The sequence below is a fragment of the Microbulbifer sp. JSM ZJ756 genome, assembly GCF_044383805.1.
GTDB lineage: Bacteria > Pseudomonadota > Gammaproteobacteria > Pseudomonadales > Cellvibrionaceae > Microbulbifer > Microbulbifer zhoushanensis.
The window spans coordinates 474,617-495,107 of record NZ_JBISER010000002.1; the positions used below are offsets into that span (position 1 = coordinate 474,617).

Annotated in this window: 15 protein-coding genes; 9 read left to right on the plus strand and 6 right to left on the minus strand. The window is 62.8% G+C overall.

What is annotated here, in order from left to right; genetic code table 11:
* Positions 1–224: 224 nt before the first annotated feature.
* The 4 genes from ACH6CX_RS06050 to ACH6CX_RS06065 form a co-directional block, all read right to left on the minus strand.
* Positions 225–1,661: a patatin-like phospholipase family protein gene (locus tag ACH6CX_RS06050; protein ID WP_396675170.1), complete on the minus strand. Its 1,437-nt coding sequence runs from the start codon at positions 1,659–1,661 to the stop codon at positions 225–227.
* 36 nt (positions 1,662–1,697) lie between these two features.
* Entirely contained in the window at positions 1,698–2,078 is a 381-nt protein-coding gene (locus ACH6CX_RS06055) for a YchJ family protein (RefSeq protein ID WP_232941930.1), read from the minus strand.
* A 68-nt stretch (positions 2,079–2,146) separates the two neighbouring features.
* On the minus strand, positions 2,147–2,968 hold the full coding sequence (locus tag ACH6CX_RS06060) for a Sir2 family NAD-dependent protein deacetylase (RefSeq protein ID WP_237063630.1): 822 nt from the start codon (positions 2,966–2,968) through the stop codon (positions 2,147–2,149).
* A gap of 70 nt (positions 2,969–3,038) precedes the next feature.
* The gene (locus ACH6CX_RS06065) at positions 3,039–4,343 is read right to left on the minus strand and encodes an APC family permease (RefSeq protein ID WP_232941934.1); all 1,305 of its coding nucleotides are present in this window, start codon (positions 4,341–4,343) and stop codon (positions 3,039–3,041) included.
* Between the two features lie 230 nt (positions 4,344–4,573).
* Between ACH6CX_RS06065 and ACH6CX_RS06070 the strand changes: the two genes are divergently transcribed.
* The 3 genes from ACH6CX_RS06070 to ACH6CX_RS06080 are packed head-to-tail and all read left to right on the plus strand — an operon-like array spanning position 4,574 to position 9,347.
* Positions 4,574–5,113 (plus strand): TetR/AcrR family transcriptional regulator, encoded by a 540-nt coding sequence (locus tag ACH6CX_RS06070; RefSeq protein WP_232941936.1) that lies wholly within the window; start codon positions 4,574–4,576, stop codon positions 5,111–5,113.
* A 52-nt stretch (positions 5,114–5,165) separates the two neighbouring features.
* Entirely contained in the window at positions 5,166–6,242 is a 1,077-nt protein-coding gene (locus ACH6CX_RS06075) for an efflux RND transporter periplasmic adaptor subunit (protein ID WP_232941938.1), read from the plus strand.
* A gap of 24 nt (positions 6,243–6,266) precedes the next feature.
* On the plus strand, positions 6,267–9,347 hold the full coding sequence (locus ACH6CX_RS06080) for an efflux RND transporter permease subunit (RefSeq protein ID WP_237063629.1): 3,081 nt from the start codon (positions 6,267–6,269) through the stop codon (positions 9,345–9,347).
* A gap of 77 nt (positions 9,348–9,424) precedes the next feature.
* On the opposite strand, the gene ACH6CX_RS06085 is transcribed toward ACH6CX_RS06080, so the two are convergent.
* Together ACH6CX_RS06085 and ACH6CX_RS06090 are read right to left on the minus strand one after the other, a co-directional pair.
* Positions 9,425–10,951 carry a DUF1214 domain-containing protein gene (locus tag ACH6CX_RS06085; protein ID WP_232941941.1) on the minus strand — a complete coding sequence of 509 codons (1,527 nt, stop codon included), beginning with the start codon at positions 10,949–10,951 and terminating at the stop codon, positions 9,425–9,427.
* A 261-nt stretch (positions 10,952–11,212) separates the two neighbouring features.
* Positions 11,213–12,601: a M28 family metallopeptidase gene (locus tag ACH6CX_RS06090; protein WP_396675171.1), complete on the minus strand. Its 1,389-nt coding sequence runs from the start codon at positions 12,599–12,601 to the stop codon at positions 11,213–11,215.
* A 191-nt stretch (positions 12,602–12,792) separates the two neighbouring features.
* Here ACH6CX_RS06090 and ACH6CX_RS06095 point away from each other — a divergent pair, with 191 nt between their 5' ends.
* The 6 genes from ACH6CX_RS06095 to ACH6CX_RS06120 are packed head-to-tail and all read left to right on the plus strand — an operon-like array spanning position 12,793 to position 20,466.
* Complete coding sequence (locus tag ACH6CX_RS06095) at positions 12,793–13,194, plus strand: BlaI/MecI/CopY family transcriptional regulator (protein ID WP_232941945.1); 402 nt, start codon at positions 12,793–12,795, stop codon at positions 13,192–13,194.
* Positions 13,191–14,168, plus strand: coding sequence for a M56 family metallopeptidase (locus ACH6CX_RS06100; RefSeq protein WP_232941947.1), 978 nt, complete (start codon positions 13,191–13,193; stop codon positions 14,166–14,168). The genes ACH6CX_RS06095 and ACH6CX_RS06100 overlap by 4 nt, the downstream gene beginning before the upstream one ends.
* Before the next feature lie 4 nt (positions 14,169–14,172).
* A complete protein-coding gene (locus ACH6CX_RS06105; RefSeq protein ID WP_396675172.1) occupies positions 14,173–15,366 on the plus strand; it encodes a TolC family protein in 1,194 nt (397 codons plus the stop codon).
* Positions 15,363–15,761: a hypothetical protein gene (locus ACH6CX_RS06110; protein WP_396675173.1), complete on the plus strand. Its 399-nt coding sequence runs from the start codon at positions 15,363–15,365 to the stop codon at positions 15,759–15,761. Before ACH6CX_RS06105 ends, ACH6CX_RS06110 begins: the two co-directional genes overlap by 4 nt.
* Entirely contained in the window at positions 15,751–17,361 is a 1,611-nt protein-coding gene (locus ACH6CX_RS06115; protein ID WP_396675174.1) for an efflux RND transporter periplasmic adaptor subunit, read from the plus strand. The genes ACH6CX_RS06110 and ACH6CX_RS06115 overlap by 11 nt, the downstream gene beginning before the upstream one ends.
* Before the next feature lie 15 nt (positions 17,362–17,376).
* Complete coding sequence (locus tag ACH6CX_RS06120) at positions 17,377–20,466, plus strand: efflux RND transporter permease subunit (RefSeq protein WP_232941955.1); 3,090 nt, start codon at positions 17,377–17,379, stop codon at positions 20,464–20,466.
* Positions 20,467–20,491: the final 25 nt, after the last annotated feature.

A 20,491-nucleotide genomic window follows, 5' to 3' on the forward strand; every position in this document is an offset into this window, starting at 1 on the left:
CCGCGTCTGCCGCAACTCGGAGCCGCCAAACTGTTACCCCGTTATTACTGGCCCGGCTCCGCACTGAAGGCTATTTCAAGCTGCAGCAGCGTACTGGCCGTTTTGTTGATGCTTTCTCTTTAATCCCATAGGTTGATCTGTTTCCAGCCTGGGCCGAAAGGCCGGGAGGCGCAGGCGATGTCGATCAGGGCCGGGACCCCCGGGCGCAACCGGGTTGAGCGATATTAACGATCTTCACCTGCAGCTGGCGGCGGCTGCAGGGAAGATACGCCCGCGGCGGGTTCGGGGATGTCCGGGATGCGTGCGCCAACCGCCTGCGCCAGCCGCTGGAAATCCGGGTTGTTGAACAGCAGGGAGCGCCCGGTGTTGATCAGGGTCGTCACCTGGATGTCGGTCAGTGACAGGCCGGTGGGGATGCTGTCGAAATAGCGGCGCTCGGCTTCCGGCAGGTCGCTGAAACGGATCCGTACAAAGTGCGGTGTGACGTCGATCCCCTGGTCGGCGAGTTCGCCGGTCCAGCGTTCCAGCCGGTCCCCCATCAGGTCGATGGTGGCGGCGTTGTAGCGGTGCAGTTGCACTTCGGTGACCGCGTTGATGGTGTCTTTTACGGTTGGCGGCTGGGTCGACTGCTCGATGACCGTGGGGGCGTTGGTCGAGGCATCCACGCTTATCACTGCATAGTGCGGCATGGCAGTGGCGTCGAGCCGGCGCAGGAACTCCGTCGCGCCGCCGGTGATCTCCACCATTTCATAGATGGCCATCAGGCCCAGGTTGTCGGTGATGCCGCCGTCGATCAGGTGGATGAATGGGCGCTGCTGTGCATCCTCATAGCTCTCCAGGTCGCGGGCCAGTTCGCGCACCTGCATCGAATCGTGGTCGTATTGTGCCTGTTGCAGCAGTTCCATGGACTGGCATGTGGGTCGGCAGTTACCGAAATTCCTTACCACCACCGGGTTAAACACCAGCGGTACCGCGGCCGATGCAGTCACCGCCCGTGAGATGGGGTAGCTGTCGATATCCGAGCAGAGCAGGTCGAAGTATTCCTGCAGGAAAGAGAAGCGTACCCCGCGCCCCAGGTCGGTGGCATTGATGACTATCAGTGGCCCGCCCGCCTGTTTCAGGTCGCCGAAGGTCTTGTTGCGGAACAGGGTTTCCTCGAAGTAGCTGACAATATGGTCGGTACGGCGACGGTCACCAAACAGGGCGTTTGGGTCCAGCAGGCGCTTTACCAGGCTGCGCGATACGTCTGCACGCAGGAAGTCATCCTCGAAGTCTGAGAAAATCCGGTCCCGATAAAGCCCGTAGTAGGCGGCCGGGAAGCTTCCCCCGGACACCGAGCTGATCATGTCCACCTCGTCCAGGACGCTCTCCTGCTCGCCCTGCGAGGTAGTGAGGGAGACTTCCTTCAGGCCCAGCATCACCCCGTACGCGAGGGCCGCGGCGCGGTGCCCCCCACCGGAAAATGTCAGTACCAGGGAAAAGTCGCCGTCACGGCGCACCTGGGCGTCCCGGGTCAGGGAATAGCTGTCGCAATTGAGGGGGTCAGTGGTGGGTTGGTTCTGGTAGCCCGGCAGTACCGGTTCATTGGAGGCACAGCCGGCCAGCACCAGTGCGGCTGCCAGCAGCGTCGCCGGCCGGGAAAATTGCGCCCTGGGATTCATGTTCGCGATTCCTTTCCTCGTGGATGCCCTGGCGGGTCAGGGCCACTCCGGCAGCGGGCCGACATAGACCCAGCGTTTCCGGTACAGCCGGAAAAGTGAAATCTCATGCATGGCGCGCTCTCCTTCCCCTGTGTGGTAATAAGCCCTGAACTCGACGATCGATTTTTTCAGGCCCTGTTTGCTGCGCACTACTTCCAGCCGGGTCCACTGTGTATCCATCTCGCTTTCATCCAGCTCCGGGCAGGTATCCGGGTGCCAGGTTTTGCGCAGGTAGGGCAGGTTGCCTGTTACAAAAGCACTGAAGCGGCTGCGCATCAGGGCCTCGGCAGTATTCGGGTAGGCCTTGCCGGAAAGATAGAGCTGGCAGCACTGCTCAAGGGGCTTTCCCGAGCAGCAGGGGCAGGGGGTGTCGGGCATCGTGTCTGGATTCGGTGTTACTGTCAGGTCCAGATCTTAACAGTTTCGCGGCCAGCCGGGACAGCCGTTTACAGCATGGCCGCAATACTGCGAATGGCCTCCAGGGCCCCCATGCGGACCTCGATGGCATCATCAAGCCCGGATTCCGGCTCACTCGGGTTGATTCGTACCAGGCGGCCGCCGACCGCCTCGGATTCCTCGCGTACAGTGGGTATGGCCGTACCTGCACCGCATTCGATAACCACGAGGTTTGATACGGATTGCAGCCAGCATTGGTATTTTTCCTGCTGGGTCTCCTGGCGTGCTGTATTCCAACCCCAGTCCGAGAACATCAGGATATTGGGCCTGGCAACTTCCGCGCAGTGCGGGCAGGTCGGGAGGTCGCCGGTGGCAAGGCAGCGCCCGGTATCGACTTCAGGATTTATTTCACCCGCAGGCCAGATTTCCCCGCGGCAGTCGTTCAGGCACTGCAGGTGGTGAATCGAGCCATGGCATTCGTTGATGCGCTCGGGAGCAAAGCCTGATTTTTCAAACTGCCCGTCTACATTGCTGGTAAAGACAAAGTAACCGCGCTCGCAAGTCTCGCCCATCTGCCGTAACAGGCGAAACCCTTCATGTGGTTGTGTTTCGCGATAGAGGTTCAGGCGGTGGCCGTAAAATCCCCAGGCCCGTTCCGGAAAAGCGGCAAATGTAACCGGGGAGGCGATATCGGCGAAAGATTCCCCGGAGTGGCGCAGGGCCGGGTAAGCCTTCCAGAAGCCCTCATTGCCGCGAAAATCCGGCAGGCCTGAATCGACGCCCATACCTGCACCTGCCGCAATCAGCAGGCCGTCAGCACCGGCAACCAGTTTTGCAGCTTTCTTCAGGCTGCGTCGCGTTTTCCATTCCAAGCCTGTCTCGATCCTGCGTCGGGAAACCATTGTGCGGAATCATAGCATTTCGCGCTGTGGCGAGCGGGCCTCAATCCCTGCTGCCTGGAGTGTCGTTATTCTTATCAGGTTGCAGGGTGCGCACATGTTTCAGGAGCCATGGCCGTAAGAAGATCGCAATCAGTGCGAGGGCAGCCAGCAGGGCCAGGGCGATGGGGGCCGTATCCACCAATTCTTTCACCAGCGCGATAGCGGCAGCCCCCGCACTGAGAGCGCCAAAGCCGGTAATCGCGCGGTGTCCGGCGGATTCCCGGAATGCCAGCGCGCAGACCACGGCAAAAGTAACCAGAAAGGCAAGGCTTGCGGCCTCCACCAATGCGGTCAGGTTTCCCAGTGCCGCCAGGAGCGCGGCAGCCGCACCGAGGGCAACGACGGCGCGATCCGGTACGCCGACGTTGTTCCGGTGATCAAAGAATGCGGGGAATTGTCCGCCCCGGGTTACCTGGTGCGTGAGGCGGGCGGTGGCAAACAGGGTGGCGTTGATTGCTGAGCCGGTGGAAAAGGCGGCGGCGATGGTGACGATCACCAGCCCGGCAAGGCCCAGGGCCTCCCGCCCCGCATAGGCGAGGGCGACTTCCTCGTGCTCGACAACCCGGTCGGCGCCGATCAGCATCGTGGTGCCGATGGCCACCAGCATATAGACCAGGATAACCACCGCGATTGCCCACAGCATGGCCCGGGGCAGGGTGCGGTCCACGGACTCAATATCGTCGTAGTCGTAGCTGATCAGCTGGAAGCCCTCGTACGCCATGAATACCGATACCGCGCCGAATATGGCAGCCAATAATCCCGCGTCCGGGACGCCCCGGGACAGCATCGGTGGATCCCAGCGGGCGAGCCCCCAGGTGGCGAGCCCTACCAGTACCAGCAGCTTTGCCCACACCAGGAATATTTCCACGCCGCCGGCCTCGCCGACGCTGCGAAGGTTCAGGCCGATAAACGCCGCCATGACGGCAACACTGATTGCCCGCGGGAACCAGGAGCCGAGATCGGCGACATGGCCCAGGTACTGGCCGAATGTGTACGCGTACACCGCGTTGGTGAGCACGTAACCGGCGGTCAGCACCCAGACCAGGCTGCCGGCCAGGTTGTGGGCCCCAACACGGTTCAGGTAGGTAAAGGCGCCACCGCCCTCACCGTAATGCACGGCCAGCCGCGCATAACTGTAGCCCGCCGCCAGGGCGATCAGTCCCGCCACCAGGAAGCTCAGCCAGGCCCAGGGGCCGGCAATCGAGACCACCACGCCGAGGGTGGAGAAGATCCCACCGCCGATCATGCCGCCCACGGCCATTGACCAGGTGCCATTGAATCCGAGCTTGTGTTGCGCTGATGCCAAAGCGACCACCTTCGCGTTGGGAGGAATTGCCGGGAAGTCTCCAAGCATAGCGAATCACAGGCCTGCGGATAGTTGGTCAACCCTGTCGAAATGGTGCGGCAAGAGTGATAAATCCCGCCAATTATCGCCATGGGGTGGCATTGTCACATTCTGTCTATTGACGGCCGACAGTTCACTGCTACCATACCGTCCAGTTGGTTGGTTTTGACTGGAAGTGTCTGGGAGGTCACGTGTCAAAGGTCGACAAAGACACCATTATCCGGGCCGCCGAGGAGGTGATCCGGGAAAAGGGCGCGCGCAAGCTGACGCTCGACGCCGTTGCCGCCCAGTGCGGCCTGAGCAAGGGCGGCCTGCTGCACCATTTCCGCACCAAGCAGGCGCTGCTGAAAGCCATGATCGAATCCACCATCGCCCGGGAGGAGGCAATCCGGCTCGGATGCGGTGCGCCCGGGGGCGAGGGGCCGGGTAGCGAGCTGGCCACCCGGGTCCAGTGCATGTTTGCGCTGATGGCGGATGACGAGGGCCTGCCCCGCTCACTGATTGCGGCGGTGGCCGAGGACCCCTCGCTGCTGGAGCCCATCAAGGCTGAAGAGACATACCTGCGCCAGGAGGTGTGTAAACGTTCCAGCGACCCGGAGCTCGCGCAGCTGCTGGTGTTTGCCGCCCGGGGCATTTTCCTCGGGCGCGTGCTCGGCGTGCTGGAGCCGGGCGACCCGGGTATCGAGCGACTGCGCGAACGCCTGGTCGCTATGTGCAAAGAGCTGGACTGATGCAGCCTTTGTTTTTTCGTTTTCCCACCCAATGATTTTGTGGATCCCCAATATGGAATTTTTTGGTAAAGCCGGCCGTTTACTGGTTGCCCTGGTGGCGGTAACGGCAATAGCAGCCTGCAGCGACAGGGAGTCGGGCGAGGAAAAAACCGAGCGTATCTGGCCGGTGAAGATCACCGCAGTTTCCAGTGGTGGCGACGTTGCAGCGCGCCAGTTTGCCGGCCGGGTAAAGGCGGTGCAGACCGTGGACCTGTCATTCCAGGTGGGCGGCAAACTGCAGGAGGTGAAGTTCAGCGAGGGCGAGATCATCCCCAAGGGGCAGCTGATTGCCGTGCTGGATAACACGGATTTCCGCCGGCGGGTGAAGGAGGCCCGGGTCAATGTGCAGTTGCTGGAAAAGACCCTGGACCGCCAGCGGACCCTTGCCGCGCGCAATATGGTTTCTGCCCAGCAACTGGATGAAACCGAGAGCAACTACGAGCTGGCCCAGGTGGCGCTGGAAAATGCCCTGCAGGACCTGGCCTACACAAAACTGACGGTGCCATTCGATGCGCTGGTGACCCGCCAGCTGGTGGAGAACTACACCAATGTGCAGCCCGGACAGGGGATTGTGCGCCTGCAGAATGTGTCCGAGGTGCGGGTCCAGGTCTCGGTGCCGGAAAAGCTGTTGGCCACCATCGATGCTGACCGGGTGGAGTCGATTACCGCCAGTTTTGAATTCCTGCCCGGTCGCGCATTCCCGCTCGAGTACCGCGAGCACCAGGCTGAGGCCGACAGCGTCACCCAGACCTACCAGGTAGAGCTGGGCATGCCACGTCCGGACAATGTCCAGATCCTGCCGGGCATGACTGCACGGGTTAACCTGCGCCTGAAGCAGGCCCGGGGAGAAATGCGTGTGCCCCTGTCCGCGGTGCAGACGAATGCCGATGGCACCCCCTATGTGTGGCTGATCAATGAAGACCGCTCGGTATCCCGTGTTGATGTAGCACTTGGAACCACCGACGGCAATACCGTCCAGATCACTGAGGGCCTGGAGACCGGCGCCCGCCTGGTGGCAGCCGGCGGGCAGCACCTCTATGAGGGGGCAAAGGTCCGGAACTATGTCGGCGATGCCGGCGAGCGCCAGTAATCGGGTTGTCAGGGGAGACACGCAGTGAAGATCTCTGAGGTATTTATCCGGCAGCCGGTCTACGCCTGGCTGCTGATGCTTATCTGCCTGTTCGGCGGGCTATGGGGTATTGCCGACATCGGTCGGCTGGAGGACCCGGCGTTTACCATCAAGGAGGCGCGGGTATTCACCGCCTATCCGGGCGCCAGTGCGCGCCAGGTCGAAGAGGAGGTTACGGAAAAGCTCGAGGTGGCGATCCAGCAGCTCGGGCAGCTCAAGGATATTACTTCCACCTCCCGGCCGGGCATGTCGGAAATTCGAGTGGAAATCGAGGACCACTACGATTCCAGCCAGCTGCCGCAAATCTGGGATGAATTGCGCCGCAAGGTGCGTGATGCCCAGGGGCAGCTACCTCGGGGGGCAATGCCGCCGGTGGTGAATGACGATTTCGGTGAAGTGTTCGGGATCTACTATGCCATTACTGGTGACGGGTTCTCGAAAAGCGAGATGCGGGATATCACCAAGGCCATTCGTCGTGAATTGCTGACTGTGGAAGGGGTGGCCAAGGTTTCCCGCTCTGGGGTGATCGATGAAGTCGCCTACCTGGATATCGATGAGTCGCGCCTGGCGCAGCTGGGCTTTTCCCTCGACGACCTGTCGCAGGTGCTGCAGGCAGAAAGCGCCGTGCAGCAGGTCGGTGAGATCGAGGGGCAGGACCTGCGCACCCGCATCGTCGTTGACAACCCGGCCAATGACCTGGAAAGCATTCGTAACATCCTGGTCGGCGTGCCCGGCTCCACCGCTATGCTGGCCGTGCGCGATATTGCCGACGTCTCCATCGGTTACGAGCAGAACCCGGATTTTATTGCCCGCTACAACGGCAAGCCGGCGATCCTGCTCGGCGTCGCCGGAGGCCAGGATACCAATATCGTCGATGTGGGCATGTCGGTGGAGCGTAAACTGGCTGAACTGGAGCAGGGCCTGCCGCTTGGTGTGGAGATATTCCCCATCTACGAACAGCACCGGGTGGTGGCCGACAGCGTGAACGGCTTCCTCTTCAACCTGGTGTCCTCGGTGGTGATTGTGATCCTGGTGCTGTGCCTGTTTATGGGGTGGCGCTCGGGGGTTGTGGTCGGCACCGTGCTGGGGCTGACGGTGCTGGGTACCGTCCTGATCATGAACCTGCTGGGGCTGAACCTGCAACGGATTTCCCTCGGGGCGCTGATCATTGCCATGGGCATGCTGGTGGACAACGCGATTGTGGTGGCTGAGGGCATGTTGATGGGGGTGGAGAAGAAAGAGAAACCCGAGCATGCCGCCGCCCGGGTGGTGCGCCAGACATTCTGGCCGCTGCTGGGCGCAACCATTATCGGTATCATGGCGTTTTCCGGGATCGGTCTCTCCGACGATGCCACCGGCGAGTTCCTGTTCTCACTGTTCGCGGTGATCGGTATCTCGCTGCTACTGAGCTGGGTGCTGGCGATCACCATCACTCCCTACCTGGGTTACCACCTTTTCAAACCGGGCAAGGATTCCGATTCGCAGGATCCATACCGCGGCCGTTTTTACCAGATGTATGCGAATGCCCTGTCCGGGTCACTGCGTCGCCGCGGCCTGACCATCGCAGTCCTGTTGGCGGTGACAATGGTGAGTTACTGGGCATTCGGCTTCGTCAAGCAGGGATTCTTCCCCAATTCCAATGCGCCGCTCTTTTATGTGAATTATCACCTGCCCCAGGGTAGCGATATCGGGCGCACCGACCGCGCCCTGCAGGAAGCGACGGATTTCCTGCAGTCGCAGGACAGCGTGGTATCTGTCGCCGCGGTCGCAGGGCGCGGCGCCGACCGCTTTATGCTCACCTATGCGCCGGAACCGCCGAACCCCTCCTACGGGCAGCTGATCGTGCGCACGGAGAGTCGCGAGCAGATCCCGGTTTTGATTGAGCGGGCGAAAGCCGAGCTGCGCGATGCGCATCCCGATGCGCTGGTGACCTTCAAGCGCATCGTGTTTGGCCCGGGCGGTGGCGCCGATGTCGAGGTGCGGATATCCGGGCCCGATTTCAACCAGCTGCGGGCGATGGCCGGTGATGTGGAACAATTATTCCGCGACAAGGGACTGGAGGATGTGCGCCATGACTGGCGTGGGCGCGAGCCGACAATCCGGGCCGAGCTGGACGAAGAGCGGGCCCGGGTAGCCGGGGTCACCGGTGTGGATATCAGCCGCACGGTGCAGTTTGCAACCCAGGGGTACCGGGTAGGAGAGTTCGAGAGCGGCGACCGGATTATCCCGATTGTTGCACGCCTTCCCGAGGGTGATCGCAACGAAGTGGGCTCGCTACCGGACCGACTGGTATGGAGCCCCAACGAGCGCGGCTATATTCCCGCCGGGCAGCTGGTGGAGGAATTTGAAACCACCGCCGAGGAGGGGTTGATCCAGCGTCGCAACCGCGTCCCCACGATTACCATCAGCGGTGATGCGCCGGAGGGCATGACCGCCATGGCGGCCTTCGGGCAGGTTCGTGGCGTAACTGACAGTATGCAGCTACCGCCCGGTTACAAGCTGGAATATGGCGGTGAATACGAGCGCTCCACGGAAGCACAGCAGTCCCTGGGCAAGGGCCTGCCAATCGGTTTCCTGATCATGATCCTGGTATCGATCCTGCTGTTCGGCACCTGGCGTGAGCCGCTGATTATCTGGCTGGTGGTGCCCATGTCACTGGTCGGTGTGGTTGTCGGCCTGCTGGTCTCGGGCCTGCCGTTTGGCTTTATGTCGCTGCTGGGGGTGTTGAGCCTGTCCGGTATGCTGATCAAGAACGCTGTGGTGCTGGTGGATGAAATCGAGATCCAGACCCACGCCGGCCTGCCGCGCCTGACCGCGATCCAGCAGGCCAGCGTCAGCCGCCTGCGGCCGGTATCCCTCGCCGCAGTGACTACCATCCTGGGTATGTCGCCGCTGCTCTTCGACGCCTTCTTCGCGGATATGGCGGTGACGATTATGGGCGGCCTGGGCTTCGCAACGGTACTGACGCTTATCGCGGTGCCGGTGTTGTATGCGGTATTCCACCGGGTGCGGGGGAACGAGACCCTGGAGGGTGATGGGAAGGGGACTCTCCCCAACGCGGACTGAGCCTGCCAGGGGGCTCCGGTCGCCGGGCACCAGCCCGGCACCGGCAGCCCCTGTTTGCCCGGGAGTCCGTCGCAGTTTCAGTCGGAAAGTTTTTCTGCCTCCGGCGGTGACCATTTTCCAAGTTTTTCCAGGTCGGGCTCGTAAATTCGCAGCACCAGGTTGAGATCGATGTCCTTGCGCTCGATGGGTAGCCAGTTTTCTTCGGGCACTCCCTCGGGCTTTTCCGCCGCAATATAGATATCGATGCCGCCTTCCTCGTTCAGCTTCATACCCGCGTTCTTGCCCACGCTGTATTTCTTGCGCTCATTCGGAATGAAGAAACCATTCTCCAGGTCGTAAAGGGTCAGTGACCAGAAGGCCCCGGCAGGTGGCAGCGAATCCTTGTCCATGCGGACGACATAGTCGTGCATCGCATTGAGCGGCTCGCCATCGCCGGAATCGACTGTCGGGTAGACGGCTTCCTCGCGCGGCACGCCAATGGGGCCGTAGATGGATACTGCCAGCAGGGTTTCCAGGTCGGTCTCGCCCTTGGGCTGGAACATCTTCGGCTGGATCCTCTCCATCAGTTCGGGGTTATTCATTTGCGCCAGGCCCTCTTCCTGTATGCGCTTTGCCATGTCGCGAGTACGCTCGCTATCCAGTTGCTTTACTGATGCTGGATCAAATTCCCTGCCTGGCTCCACACCCAGTGGCTTGTAGATGGCAAGCAAGCGCTGGTCGAGCGGGTTATCGGGATCGAAAGTGGTGTGGTTGAATACAAACTGCATCACTTCGAGCAGGTTGTTGCCGAATATGGCGACATCGGTCTCGCCGGTAGCGGGAAAATCCACGGGTTGCCTGGTTTTGGGGGGATTTCCACGGTATTCGCTGAGGGTGACCGGCTCGACGGATTGCATTTGCCCGGTGATCTCCTGGAAGCGTTGCGGCTCGTCACTGTGCGGCATTACACGAAAAACCGCAGAGACAAAGTCGCCAGTGGCCTCAAATACCTGGTCGATACCGTCAACCGGCGTGCCGTCATAGCCGTCCGTCCGCGCACTGTAGACCAGTATTTTCTTCGGCTCCTGGAAGTCACCCTTGCGGGAGCCGAGGGGGATATTCACGTAATGATCGTAGCCGGTGATCATCAATGAGGCGTAGTCGGTATTGAATGGTGGTACGTTGAGAACGATAGGCTCACTGCGCAGGTCCAGCAGGCAGCTTATATACAGCGTGTCATTATTTGGTCGTGCTATTTCACGCACGGTATGGTCTTTCAGTTGGGTGTCAGCGACACAGGTGTTCCATCCTCCCTGGGATTCGGCAAACTTGTTGTTCACGTTGTACATGGCGACGTACTGGTAAGAGCGCGAAATCAGCTCTTCAAGCTCCTCATCGGTAAGTCCGGCCCCGTTGCCAGTGCCATTGCCGGTTTCCGCTTGCCCGGTGTTTTCACTGGTCGCCTCCTGCTGCTTCGCAGGCGCTGTGTCTTCTTTCAGGGCGTGGCCATTGTCCTCTTTACCACAGCCGGTGAGATTGGCGCCGGCAGTGACCAGCAGCAGGGTAATTATCGCGACTGCGTGATGGACTGTCCTGTTGCCTGTGGTGACTGGTCCGGTTCCCATAAAGCTTTCTCCTGTCACAGGGGTGCCCAAAGGGCGCGTCAAATGGCAATACTCGCAGGGCGGTTCCTGCGGGCGGGGTGACACTTCCCAATGATAGTCATCAATCCAGCGGGTGAGCCCGGCGGCAGCTGTGATGGTATGGCAGGGAGGGGGGATGGGAGTGCGGTCCCGGCGAGGCAACGTGCGGGGAGTGGTGCCCCTGCCGCGCGAGCGCAGTTCCGGCGCGGCAGGGGAAACGGGCGGGTATCAGTCTGTCGAGACTCAGTCCCGTTTTGATCCATCCAGGTAGAAAGATCCGGCGGGGCCGGGGAAAACCACCGGGCTCTCGAAGCCGTCCCTGCTTACGGCGGCAACACCGAAGAAGTAATTGTCGATCACAATATTCTCCAGGGTGTACTCATCCACCTTGCCGACAAAGCGGCTGTTGGTCCAGGTGGGTTCAGAGGTCAGCCGCCAGTAGACCTTGTAGCCGGCCAGGATATCTTCATTCCCGTTGCCCGCTGCTTTCCATTTCAGGGTGGTATCGGGGGACACCGCGCCCTCGATGGTGACATCCGCCGGCGGCGCCGGGGCCCTGGACAGGGCGGCCATGGTGAGTGCGTTGAGGCCGGTAAGCTTGGCGGCATACTCGAAGTTTACCCCCTCGATCACATCGCCGTAGCGGATGCCGTCCTCAGTGCGCAGGTCCTGGTGCTGGCGGTTGTAGTTCTCGTTGGTTTCCATGATACGCACGCCGGGATAGCCCAGGTCATTGAACGGGCGATGGTGGCCGCCACGACCGAAGCGGTCCAGGCGATAGATCATCATCACGTCCAGGTTGGGAATATAGTCCTCGGCGATACGGTGTACGTAGCGCCCCAGATTGCGGGAGGGGGAGTCCACCTCGCCACCGTAGAAGCGGCGCGCGCGGGCCTCATCGGCAGTCTCGTTCATGCGGGTACCTTCCATAAACACCCGCGCGGTGGTGTTGTTGATCACACCATTGATGCCCTCGATATTGCCGATCATGTCATTGTTCAGCACGCCGGTAATACGCCAGCCGCCTTTCTTTGCCGCAGCCGCCATGATCTTGCCGCCGAACAGGCCCTGTTCCTCGCCGGAGAGCCCGGCGTAGACGATCGAGCCGGCAAACTTGTGCTTGCTCAGAACCCGCGCAGCCTCCAGGGCGCCGGCGAGGCCGGAGGCATTGTCATTGGCTCCCGGTGCGTCCGAGGTGTAGTCCATGGGGTCAGAAACCCGGGAGTCGATATCGCCGGACATGATCACATAACGGCCGGGGTCCACGGTGCCGCGCTGCACGGCAATCACATTGACCACTTCCGTGCGCTCGGGAATGCGCTTTTCCCCCTCGACGAAGTCTGACTGGTAATAGACCTCCAGGCAGCCGTCGCAGGCGTCGCTGATACGCTGGAACTCGTCGTGGACCCAGCGACGGGCCGCGCCAATCCCCCGGGTGTCAGATTTGGTCTCTGACAGGGTGTGGCGGGTGCCGAAGCCAACCAGCGTGCGGATATCCTTCTCGATTCGCTCTGCGGACACGTCCTGCCGGATCTGCTCCAGCAGTGCAGAGTCGGTTGCGGGCTGTGCGACGACTGGGGCGGCGACAGCCATTGAGGAGAATAGGGCGGTAGCAAGGGACAATCGGGACACGAGGAACCTCCGGCCTGAATCTGTTATGGATCTTGTGGTCCACATGCTACCCCAGAACGCAACTGGCGTCTTTTGTGCCCGGCGCTCCGGCGGCCCTGGCGCTCATACCCAGGCTTTCCTGTTAAAAACCGATTGACGATCGGTTTTTTGGGCCAATACACTGAGGGTATTGCTGGAATGCAGGAGGCGACATGGGCGCAACCTCGAAGCCAACCCCCGCACTCGGGGACCTGGAGGTGGCAGTACTGGAGATCACCTGGGAGACACCGGAGTGCTCGGCGAAGGAGGTGCATGAGCGCATTGGTCGCCAGCGGGGTATCTCCCTGAATACCGTGCAGTCCACCCTCGAGCGACTGCATCGCAAGGAGCTGCTCACGCGCAGCAAGCGCGGCCATGCCTATCGTTACACCGCCAGCGTCGAGCGGGAGCGACTGATTGCCTCCTATATCCGCGAGACCCTCGGTCGCTTTGGTGGCGATGCGGTTTCCTCCCTGGCGGCCTTTGTGGATGCCGCCGAGGATATCGATGAATCCAGCCTGGAACGCCTTGAAGAGGAGTTGCGCAAGCGCCGCCAGGGGAGGCGTGGCCAATGAACGCGATTCTTTCCCTGGCCTGGCTGTTTGTCCTGCTGGCAGCGGGCGGCTGGGCCATGGGGTGCCTGGCCAGTGCGCTGGTTTCCCGTTTTGCTTTCCGCGAGGGCCTGTCGCCACTGGCACGTCGTCGCCACAGTTTTACCCTTGCCGCCCTGCCTCTGCTGGCCATGGCCGCCCTGGTCGCAGCGGTTGCCACGACGGCACTGGGCAAGTCCCTGGGCTGGGTGGTGGATCACTGTATCTACCACGGCCCGGGGCATCCCCATCTCTGTTTCAGGCACCTGCCGGCCATTGATCTCGGGCTTGTCGAGTTCGTTGCGGCTGTGCTGCTCCTCTCAGGTATCAGCTACATCATCGTCGGCTTTGCCTGCCGGGAGTACCGGGCGGGCAAACATATTCGCAGCCTGCTGCGGCTGGTAGAGGGACGCCGTCCCGATCGCAAAATACACACCGTTGAGGATCACAGTCCTTTTGCCGTCACTGCGGGCACATTTTCGCCGCGCGTGATCCTGTCACGGGGCCTGCTCGACCGGCTGGAAGCGCGGGAGCGGCGCATCGTGGTTGCGCATGAAGTGTCCCACGTGCGCGCGCGGGACCTTCTCTACAACGGGGTATTCGAAATCCTGCTGCTGCTCCAGCTGCCGGCTACCGCGTCCCGCCTGCGCAGCGAGTGGCGCCAGGGGATGGAGGAAAGCGCGGATGACCGGGTTGCGGGCCGCTTCGGCCGGGAAGCGGTCGCCGCAACCCTGCTCAAGGTTTTCCGCCTGCAACGTGGCGAGGTAATGCCCGGGCTCTCGGTGGCGGGGGCCGACGCCGTGATGCGTATCGAGCGATTGCTGTGTCCCATTGAGAGCAGAGGGAATGGCCGTGTTTTTTCTGGAATTCTGCTCGCTGCCATTTGTGCCCTGGCGCTGTTATCGGCTGGCGCGCACCACGAGCTGGAGACCCTGCTCGGACTTCTCACGGGACACTGACTTCATGCGATTGCTTCTATTGATCGGTGCGATCCTGGCCGCCGGGGCCGTTCGTGCCGCGCCCGGACTCACGGAGGCCGAGGCCGTGCGGCGCGGGCTGGCGCAACCGGACATCGCCACTTTGCTGGACGCACGGCGTGAAGCGGCGGCGGGGCGCGCCGACGCCGCGGGGCGCTGGGCGAACCCGGAAATTGAATACAGCAATGAAGGCCTCGACCTGGACAGCGGCACGGCAGAGGAGCGCTACCTGTGGCTGACCCAGCGCTTCAATATTGCCGGCGTACACGGGCTGGAGCGTGATGCGGCAGCCAGTGAGCGCCAGGCGGAAAACGCCCGCGTCGACCTGAAACGCCGTGAGTTGGTGGCCGAGATGCGTCGCCTCTACTACGCCGCGGTTGCAGCCGAGCGTGAGGCCGCTGCGGTGAGCGGCTGGCGTGATCGGCTGGCACAGCTGGCCGGGGCAGTTGCCAGCCGCGCCCGGGCGGGTGATGCCTCGCAGTTTGATGCCCTGCGGCTGGAGAAAGAGCTGGCCCTGGTCAGCGGTGAGGCGCTGGACGCCCGGGCTGCGGCGGAATCGGCAGCGGACCGCCTGTTCAGCCTGCTCGGGTCCGAACCGATGCCGCTGGCCGGCGGGCTGCTCCCTCCGGCAGCTGGCTCGGTGGAGCTGGCGACTGTACTGTCCGGGCATCCGATGCTGCAGGCGCTGGAAGCAGAAGTACAGGCCGCATCCCTCTCCGCCAGGGCAGAGCAACGCCGTCGCTGGCCGGAGCTGACCCTGGGGGTGGGGCGCCGTGAATTTGAGGATCCCGAGGTATCTGCCGACGGCCAGCTGCTGTCCCTGGGGGTGGAAGTGCCGTTGTTTGATAACGGTTCCGGCGAGGCGCGGGCGCAGTCTGCCCGCTCGCACCAACTGCAGGCTGAGCGCGCGCTGCTCGAGACACGCCTCGCGGTGGAGACCCGGGCCGTACTCCGGGAACTGCGCGCCCGCCGGCGTGCCGCAATTACCGCGCGCGAAGCCTCTGCCGGCAGGTCGCTGGTATCGATTGCGGAGAGCGCCTATGACGCGGGTGAGGTCAGTGTCCTGGAACTGATCGATGCCCACCGCACTGAACTTTCTGCGCAGCGCGAGGCGGTGCGCCGCGCGCGCGCTGCGCGACAGTCCTACATCCAACTCCAACTGATAAAAGGTGAATTATGAACAAGCTTGCACTGATCCTGTCCATCGCGTTTTCCGCGTTCCTGCTGTCCGCCTGTGGCCAGGACGATGATCACGGGCATCCCCATGAAGGCGAGTCAGGCCACGCCGACGAAGAGGGCGGACATGGCCACGACGACGCCTCTCATGGCGAGGGCCATGATGCCGCGCACGACCACGGCGACGGGGCCCATTCCCACGACGAAACCGAGACCGAGGCGTTTTACGGTGAAGAAGCTGAAACCGGTGCGCCAGCAGAGGAGGGTGCGTCCAGCGAGGAAGAAGGCCACGAGCACGGTGAAGCAACGCACACCCACGAGGACGACACCACTGAAGAAGCCGCAGAGGAAGATTCCCACGAACACAGCCATGATGACGATTCCGAGCATGAGCACTAAAAACCTTGTCCGGGCGCTGGCACTGGCCGCGCTCGGCTTCGGCCTGGCTGCCTGCGGCGAACCCGCAGGCAGCGGCCACGGCCATGCACATGGACCCAGCGGCGGTCATGGGGCAGGAGGCGCTCATGGAGAGGGCGGCCACGACGGCGGTGGACATGGCCATGGTGATGCGGGGCCGACCCTGGTCTTTACCGACTACACCGATACCACTGAAATGTTTGTTGAATTCCCGCCCCTGGTTGCCGGGCAGACCTCGAAATTTGCCGCCCATGTCACCCGGCTTGCCGACTCGGCGCCGCTGGAAAGCGGGCGCGTCGACGTGGTTCTCAAGCGGGGCGACAGCATAGCCGCCCGTTTCCGTGTGCGGGAGCCCGCGCGTACCGGCATTTTTACCCCGGGGGTTAAGCCGCGTGACGCGGGGGAATTCCGCCTGCTGATCGTAGTGCAGGATGGGGAGCTGCAGGCCACCCATGACCTGGGCATGGTGCAGGTCTACCCGTCGGCGGCAGAGGCGGTGGTTGGCCAGGCTGAACCCGAGGGTGACATCAGTTACCTGAAAGAGCAGCAGTGGAGCAACCCATTTGCCTCCACCGAGGCGCAGCTGCGTCCCATGCGCCCGTCGGTACCGGCGTTTGCCACCGTGGATGCACCCGCGGACGCGGGCGCCCAGATCCGGGCTCCCGCGGATGGTTATTTCTCCCATGCGGGGATGGCCCGGGCCGGGGATGTGGTTGAGAGCGGGGCCGTGCTGGGATACCTGGTACCGCGCCTGGGCGGCGAGACCGACTTTGGCCAGTTGCTGGTAGCGATGGAGCGGACACGTTCGCAACTGTCACTGGCCAAGCGCGATGTCGAGCGCCTGGAGCGACTCTACCAGCAGGGCGCGATCGCCGAGCGCCGGCTGGTGGAAGCCCGGGAAGAACTGGAGGTCGCCAGGGCAGAATTCGCAGCCGCCAGGGCGCGCGTCGAACAGTACCAGGGCGGCAGTGCCGAGGCCGGCATTGCCTTGCGTGCACCGGTCGCGGGCGAGGTGGTCGAGTTCAATGCCCGCCCGGGCGCATTCGTGCAGGCCGGGGAGCGGGTCTTCCGCATTGCCTCGCAGGATCGTCGCTGGCTCGACCTGGCGGTGCCGGAACGCTTTGCCGCCGATGTCGCCGCAGCCAGTGGCGCCTGGCTAGAAACTGCAGGGGGCGACACGGTAGTGCTGGATGAAGCCAGTGGCGCGCGTGTAGTGCAGGTCAGTTCTGCCGTGGACCCGAAAACACGCACGGCGCACGTCACGGTCGAGTACCCGGTTTCCCTGGGGCCGACCATTCTCGGCGCACGCCTGCCCGCGCACGTGTTCACGGCGCCGGCGGAGCCGCGGCTGGCTATCCCGCGCAGTGCGGTGATTGATGATGGCGGCCGCAACGTAGTGTATGTGCAGACCGGCGGTGAGACATTCGCGCGTCGCCCGGTGGAGCTGGGTATTGTCGACGGTGAGATGGTCGAGGTGCTGGACGGCGTGGCAGCGGGTGAGCGGGTGGCCTCGAAGGGGGCCTATTTCGTCAAGCTGGCATCGGTCGGTGGTGACGAAGTGGGGCACGGCCACGCACACTGATGTTGGGAATAGCGAATGATTGATCGAATAATCCAGTGGTCCCTGGGGAATCGCCTGCTGATCCTGGCCGGCGCAGCCCTGCTGTTCGTCTGGGGCACCTGGACGACGCTGAAGGCTCCGGTGGATGTGTTCCCCGACCTGACCGCGCCATCGGTGACGGTGGTGGCGGAGGCGCACGGAATGCCGCCGGAAGATGTCGAGAGGCTGATTACCTTTCCGCTGGAAACGGCCATGAACGGTGCCAGCGGCGTGCGGCGTGTGCGCTCCAACAGCGGCATTGGTATCAGTGTGGTTACGGTGGAGTTCGAGTGGGGTATGGATATCTACCGTGCCCGGCAGATTGTCAGCGAAAAGCTGCAGACCGTGCGCGCGTCGCTGCCTCCGGACCTGCCGTCGCCGGTGCTGGCACCGGTTACCTCGATCATGGGCGAGATCCTGTTTATTGCCCTGACCTCGGATGTACACGACGAGATGACCCTGAAGACCACGGCTGACTGGGTCGTGCGCCGCCGCCTGCTGGCAGTGCCGGGTGTCGCCCAGGTGATTCCCACCGGCGGCCAGACGCGCCAGTTCCAGGTGATCGCCACACCGGAACGCCTGGCGGCCTATGGCGTTACCCTGGGCCAGCTGCGTGAGGCGGTGGCCGCCGCCAGCCAGAATGCATCCGCCGGGTTTGTCACCGAGAACGACCAGGAGTTTTTGATCCAGGGTGTGGGTCGCGCCCGCGGCCTGGAAGATATCCGCCAGGCCGTGGTGACCACCCGCGATGGCGTGCCCGTGCAGGTACGCGACCTGGCCAGTGTCGAGACCGGCCCGGCGCCGCGCCGTGGTACCGGCTCCTACCGCGGCGAGGCGGCGGTGGTGCTGGGTATCCAGAAACAGCCCGACGTCAACACGCTGGCACTGACAAAACGCCTGGATACCGTGATTGATGATATCCAGGCGTCGTTGCCCGAGGGCATGCGTATTGAGACAGATGCATTCCGCCAGGCTGATTTCATCAACGTCGCCGTCGATAACCTCGCCGCCGCCCTGCGGGACGGGGCCATCCTGGTTGTTGCCATCATGTTCGCCTTCCTGTTCAGTGCGCGGGCAACCGGTATCGCGCTGCTGGCAATCCCGTTGTCACTGCTGGTGGCAGTGCTGGTAATCCGTTACCTGGGGGGCAGTATCAACACCATGACCCTGGGCGGGATGGCCATTGCGCTGGGCGCGCTGGTGGACGATGCCATTATCGTGGTGGAAAACATTGTGCGGCGCCTGCGGGAAAACCATGCCCTGCCGGAGGCCGGGCGGCGCAGCAATGTCGCCGTGGTGTTCGAGGCGACCCGCGAAATCGAGGGGTCGATTGTCTTCGCGACGCTGATCATCATCCTGGTATTCCTGCCGCTGTTTTTCCTCAGTGGTGTGGAGGGCCGCCTGCTCGAGCCCCTGGGCCTGGCCTATGTGGTCGCCCTGGCGGCATCGCTGCTGGTCGCTGTTACCGTTACGCCGGTGTTGTCCCTGCTGTTGTTGCCAAACAGCGACCCGGTGCACAAGGATCACGATACCCGCTTTATCAGCTGGCTAAAGGCCCGCTACCGACCGGTCCTGGCCGGTGCCATGCGCTACTGGCGCAGTGTCCTGGCAGGTTCCACCGCATTGCTGCTGGTAGCCATCGCCGGCCTGGTGTTGGCGGGCCGGGGATTCCTGCCGGAATTCAATGAGGGCAGCCTCACCATCAGCGTGGTCACCCTGCCGGGGACATCGCTGGAGACCTCGGATGAAATCGGCCAGCGGGTGGAGAAGATCCTGCTGGAGCAGCCGGAGGTGGTGGCCACCGCGCGCCGCACCGGCCGCGCCGAGCTGGATCCCCATGCGCAGCAGGTTTTCGCCTCCGAAATCGATGTCACTTTGGTGATGCAGGAGCGGGAGAAAGACGAGTTGCTGGCGAGCCTGCGGCAACGCTTTGCCGGCATTCCCGGAACCAACGTGGTGATCGGCCAGCCGATCTCACACCGGATCGACCATATGCTGTCCGGCACGCGGGCGAATATCGCAATCAAGATTTTCGGCGAGGACCTGTTTGAGCTGCGTCGCCTGGGCAAGCAGGTGGAGTCCCGGGTAGCGGAGATCCCCGGTGCCGTGGACGTGGCGATGGAGCAGCAGAGTGAGATTCCATTTGTCGCGGTCAATTTCAATCGCCCGGCACTGGCCAATTACGGCATGACAGTCGCTGAAGCGGCCGAATCACTGGAGACCGCCTTTACCGGCACCGAAGTGGGCCGGATCCTGGAAGGGCAGGCGAGTTTCGACCTGGTGGTGCGTTTCCCCGAGTCCGCCCGGGACAATATCGACACCCTGCGCGAGACCATGTTGACCCTCGACAACGGTGCGCGAGTGCCATTCGCGGCAATCGCGGATATCCGTCGTGAACGCGGGGCCAACACCATCAGCCGCGAAAATGTACAGCGCAAGCTGGTGGTGATGGCCAATGTCGCCGGTCGCGACCTGATCAGTGTGGTGGAGGATATCCGCGTGGCCCTGGGGGACAGCATTTCCCTGCCCACCGGTTACCACATCGAATACGGTGGCCAGTTCGAGAGTGCGGAAGCCGCCGGTACCCGGCTGATGTTGCTGGGGGCACTGGTGATTGTGGGCATCTTCCTGCTGCTGGTCGCTGCCTTCGGCAATACCCGTGAAGCCTGGCTGGTGATGCTGAACCTGCCACTGGCCCTGATTGGCGGAGTACTGGGTGTCTGGCTCACCGACGGCATCGTCACAATTGCGGCAGTGATCGGCTTTATCACCCTGTTTGGTATTGCCACGCGCAACGGTGTGATCCTGGTGGACCATATCGGGCGGCTGCAGCGGGACGGGGGGATGGCGCTGGCGGACGCCATCCGGCAGGGCGCCGAGGAGCGACTGGTTCCCATCCTGATGACCGCCCTGGCCACGGCGTTTGCGCTGGTGCCCCTGGCACTGGCCGCGGGCCAGCCCGGCAGTGAAATCCAGGCGCCCATGGCCATTGTCATCCTCTGCGGCCTGATCAGTTCCACGGCGTTGAATATGGTAGTGGTGCCGGTGATGTACCAGCGCTTCTTCGCCGGAAAATCCACCGGCTAACGCTGCGGGCAGGTTGCTGGCCGGG

Excerpts from the sequence above, each read along its gene's own strand:
- ACH6CX_RS06050 (WP_396675170.1), bottom strand. The coding sequence starts at position 1,661 with ATGAATCCCAGGGCGCAATTTTCCCGGCCGGCGACGCTGCTGGCAGCC.
- ACH6CX_RS06055 (WP_232941930.1), bottom strand. The coding sequence starts at position 2,078 with ATGCCCGACACCCCCTGCCCCTGCTGCTCGGGAAAGCCCCTTGAGCAG.
- ACH6CX_RS06075 (WP_232941938.1), top strand. The coding sequence starts at position 5,166 with ATGGAATTTTTTGGTAAAGCCGGCCGTTTACTGGTTGCCCTGGTGGCG.
- ACH6CX_RS06085 (WP_232941941.1), bottom strand. The coding sequence starts at position 10,951 with ATGGGAACCGGACCAGTCACCACAGGCAACAGGACAGTCCATCACGCA.
- ACH6CX_RS06095 (WP_232941945.1), top strand. The coding sequence starts at position 12,793 with ATGGGCGCAACCTCGAAGCCAACCCCCGCACTCGGGGACCTGGAGGTG.
- ACH6CX_RS06100 (WP_232941947.1), top strand. The coding sequence starts at position 13,191 with ATGAACGCGATTCTTTCCCTGGCCTGGCTGTTTGTCCTGCTGGCAGCG.
- ACH6CX_RS06105 (WP_396675172.1), top strand. The coding sequence starts at position 14,173 with ATGCGATTGCTTCTATTGATCGGTGCGATCCTGGCCGCCGGGGCCGTT.
- ACH6CX_RS06110 (WP_396675173.1), top strand. The coding sequence starts at position 15,363 with ATGAACAAGCTTGCACTGATCCTGTCCATCGCGTTTTCCGCGTTCCTG.
- ACH6CX_RS06115 (WP_396675174.1), top strand. The coding sequence starts at position 15,751 with ATGAGCACTAAAAACCTTGTCCGGGCGCTGGCACTGGCCGCGCTCGGC.
- ACH6CX_RS06120 (WP_232941955.1), top strand. The coding sequence starts at position 17,377 with ATGATTGATCGAATAATCCAGTGGTCCCTGGGGAATCGCCTGCTGATC.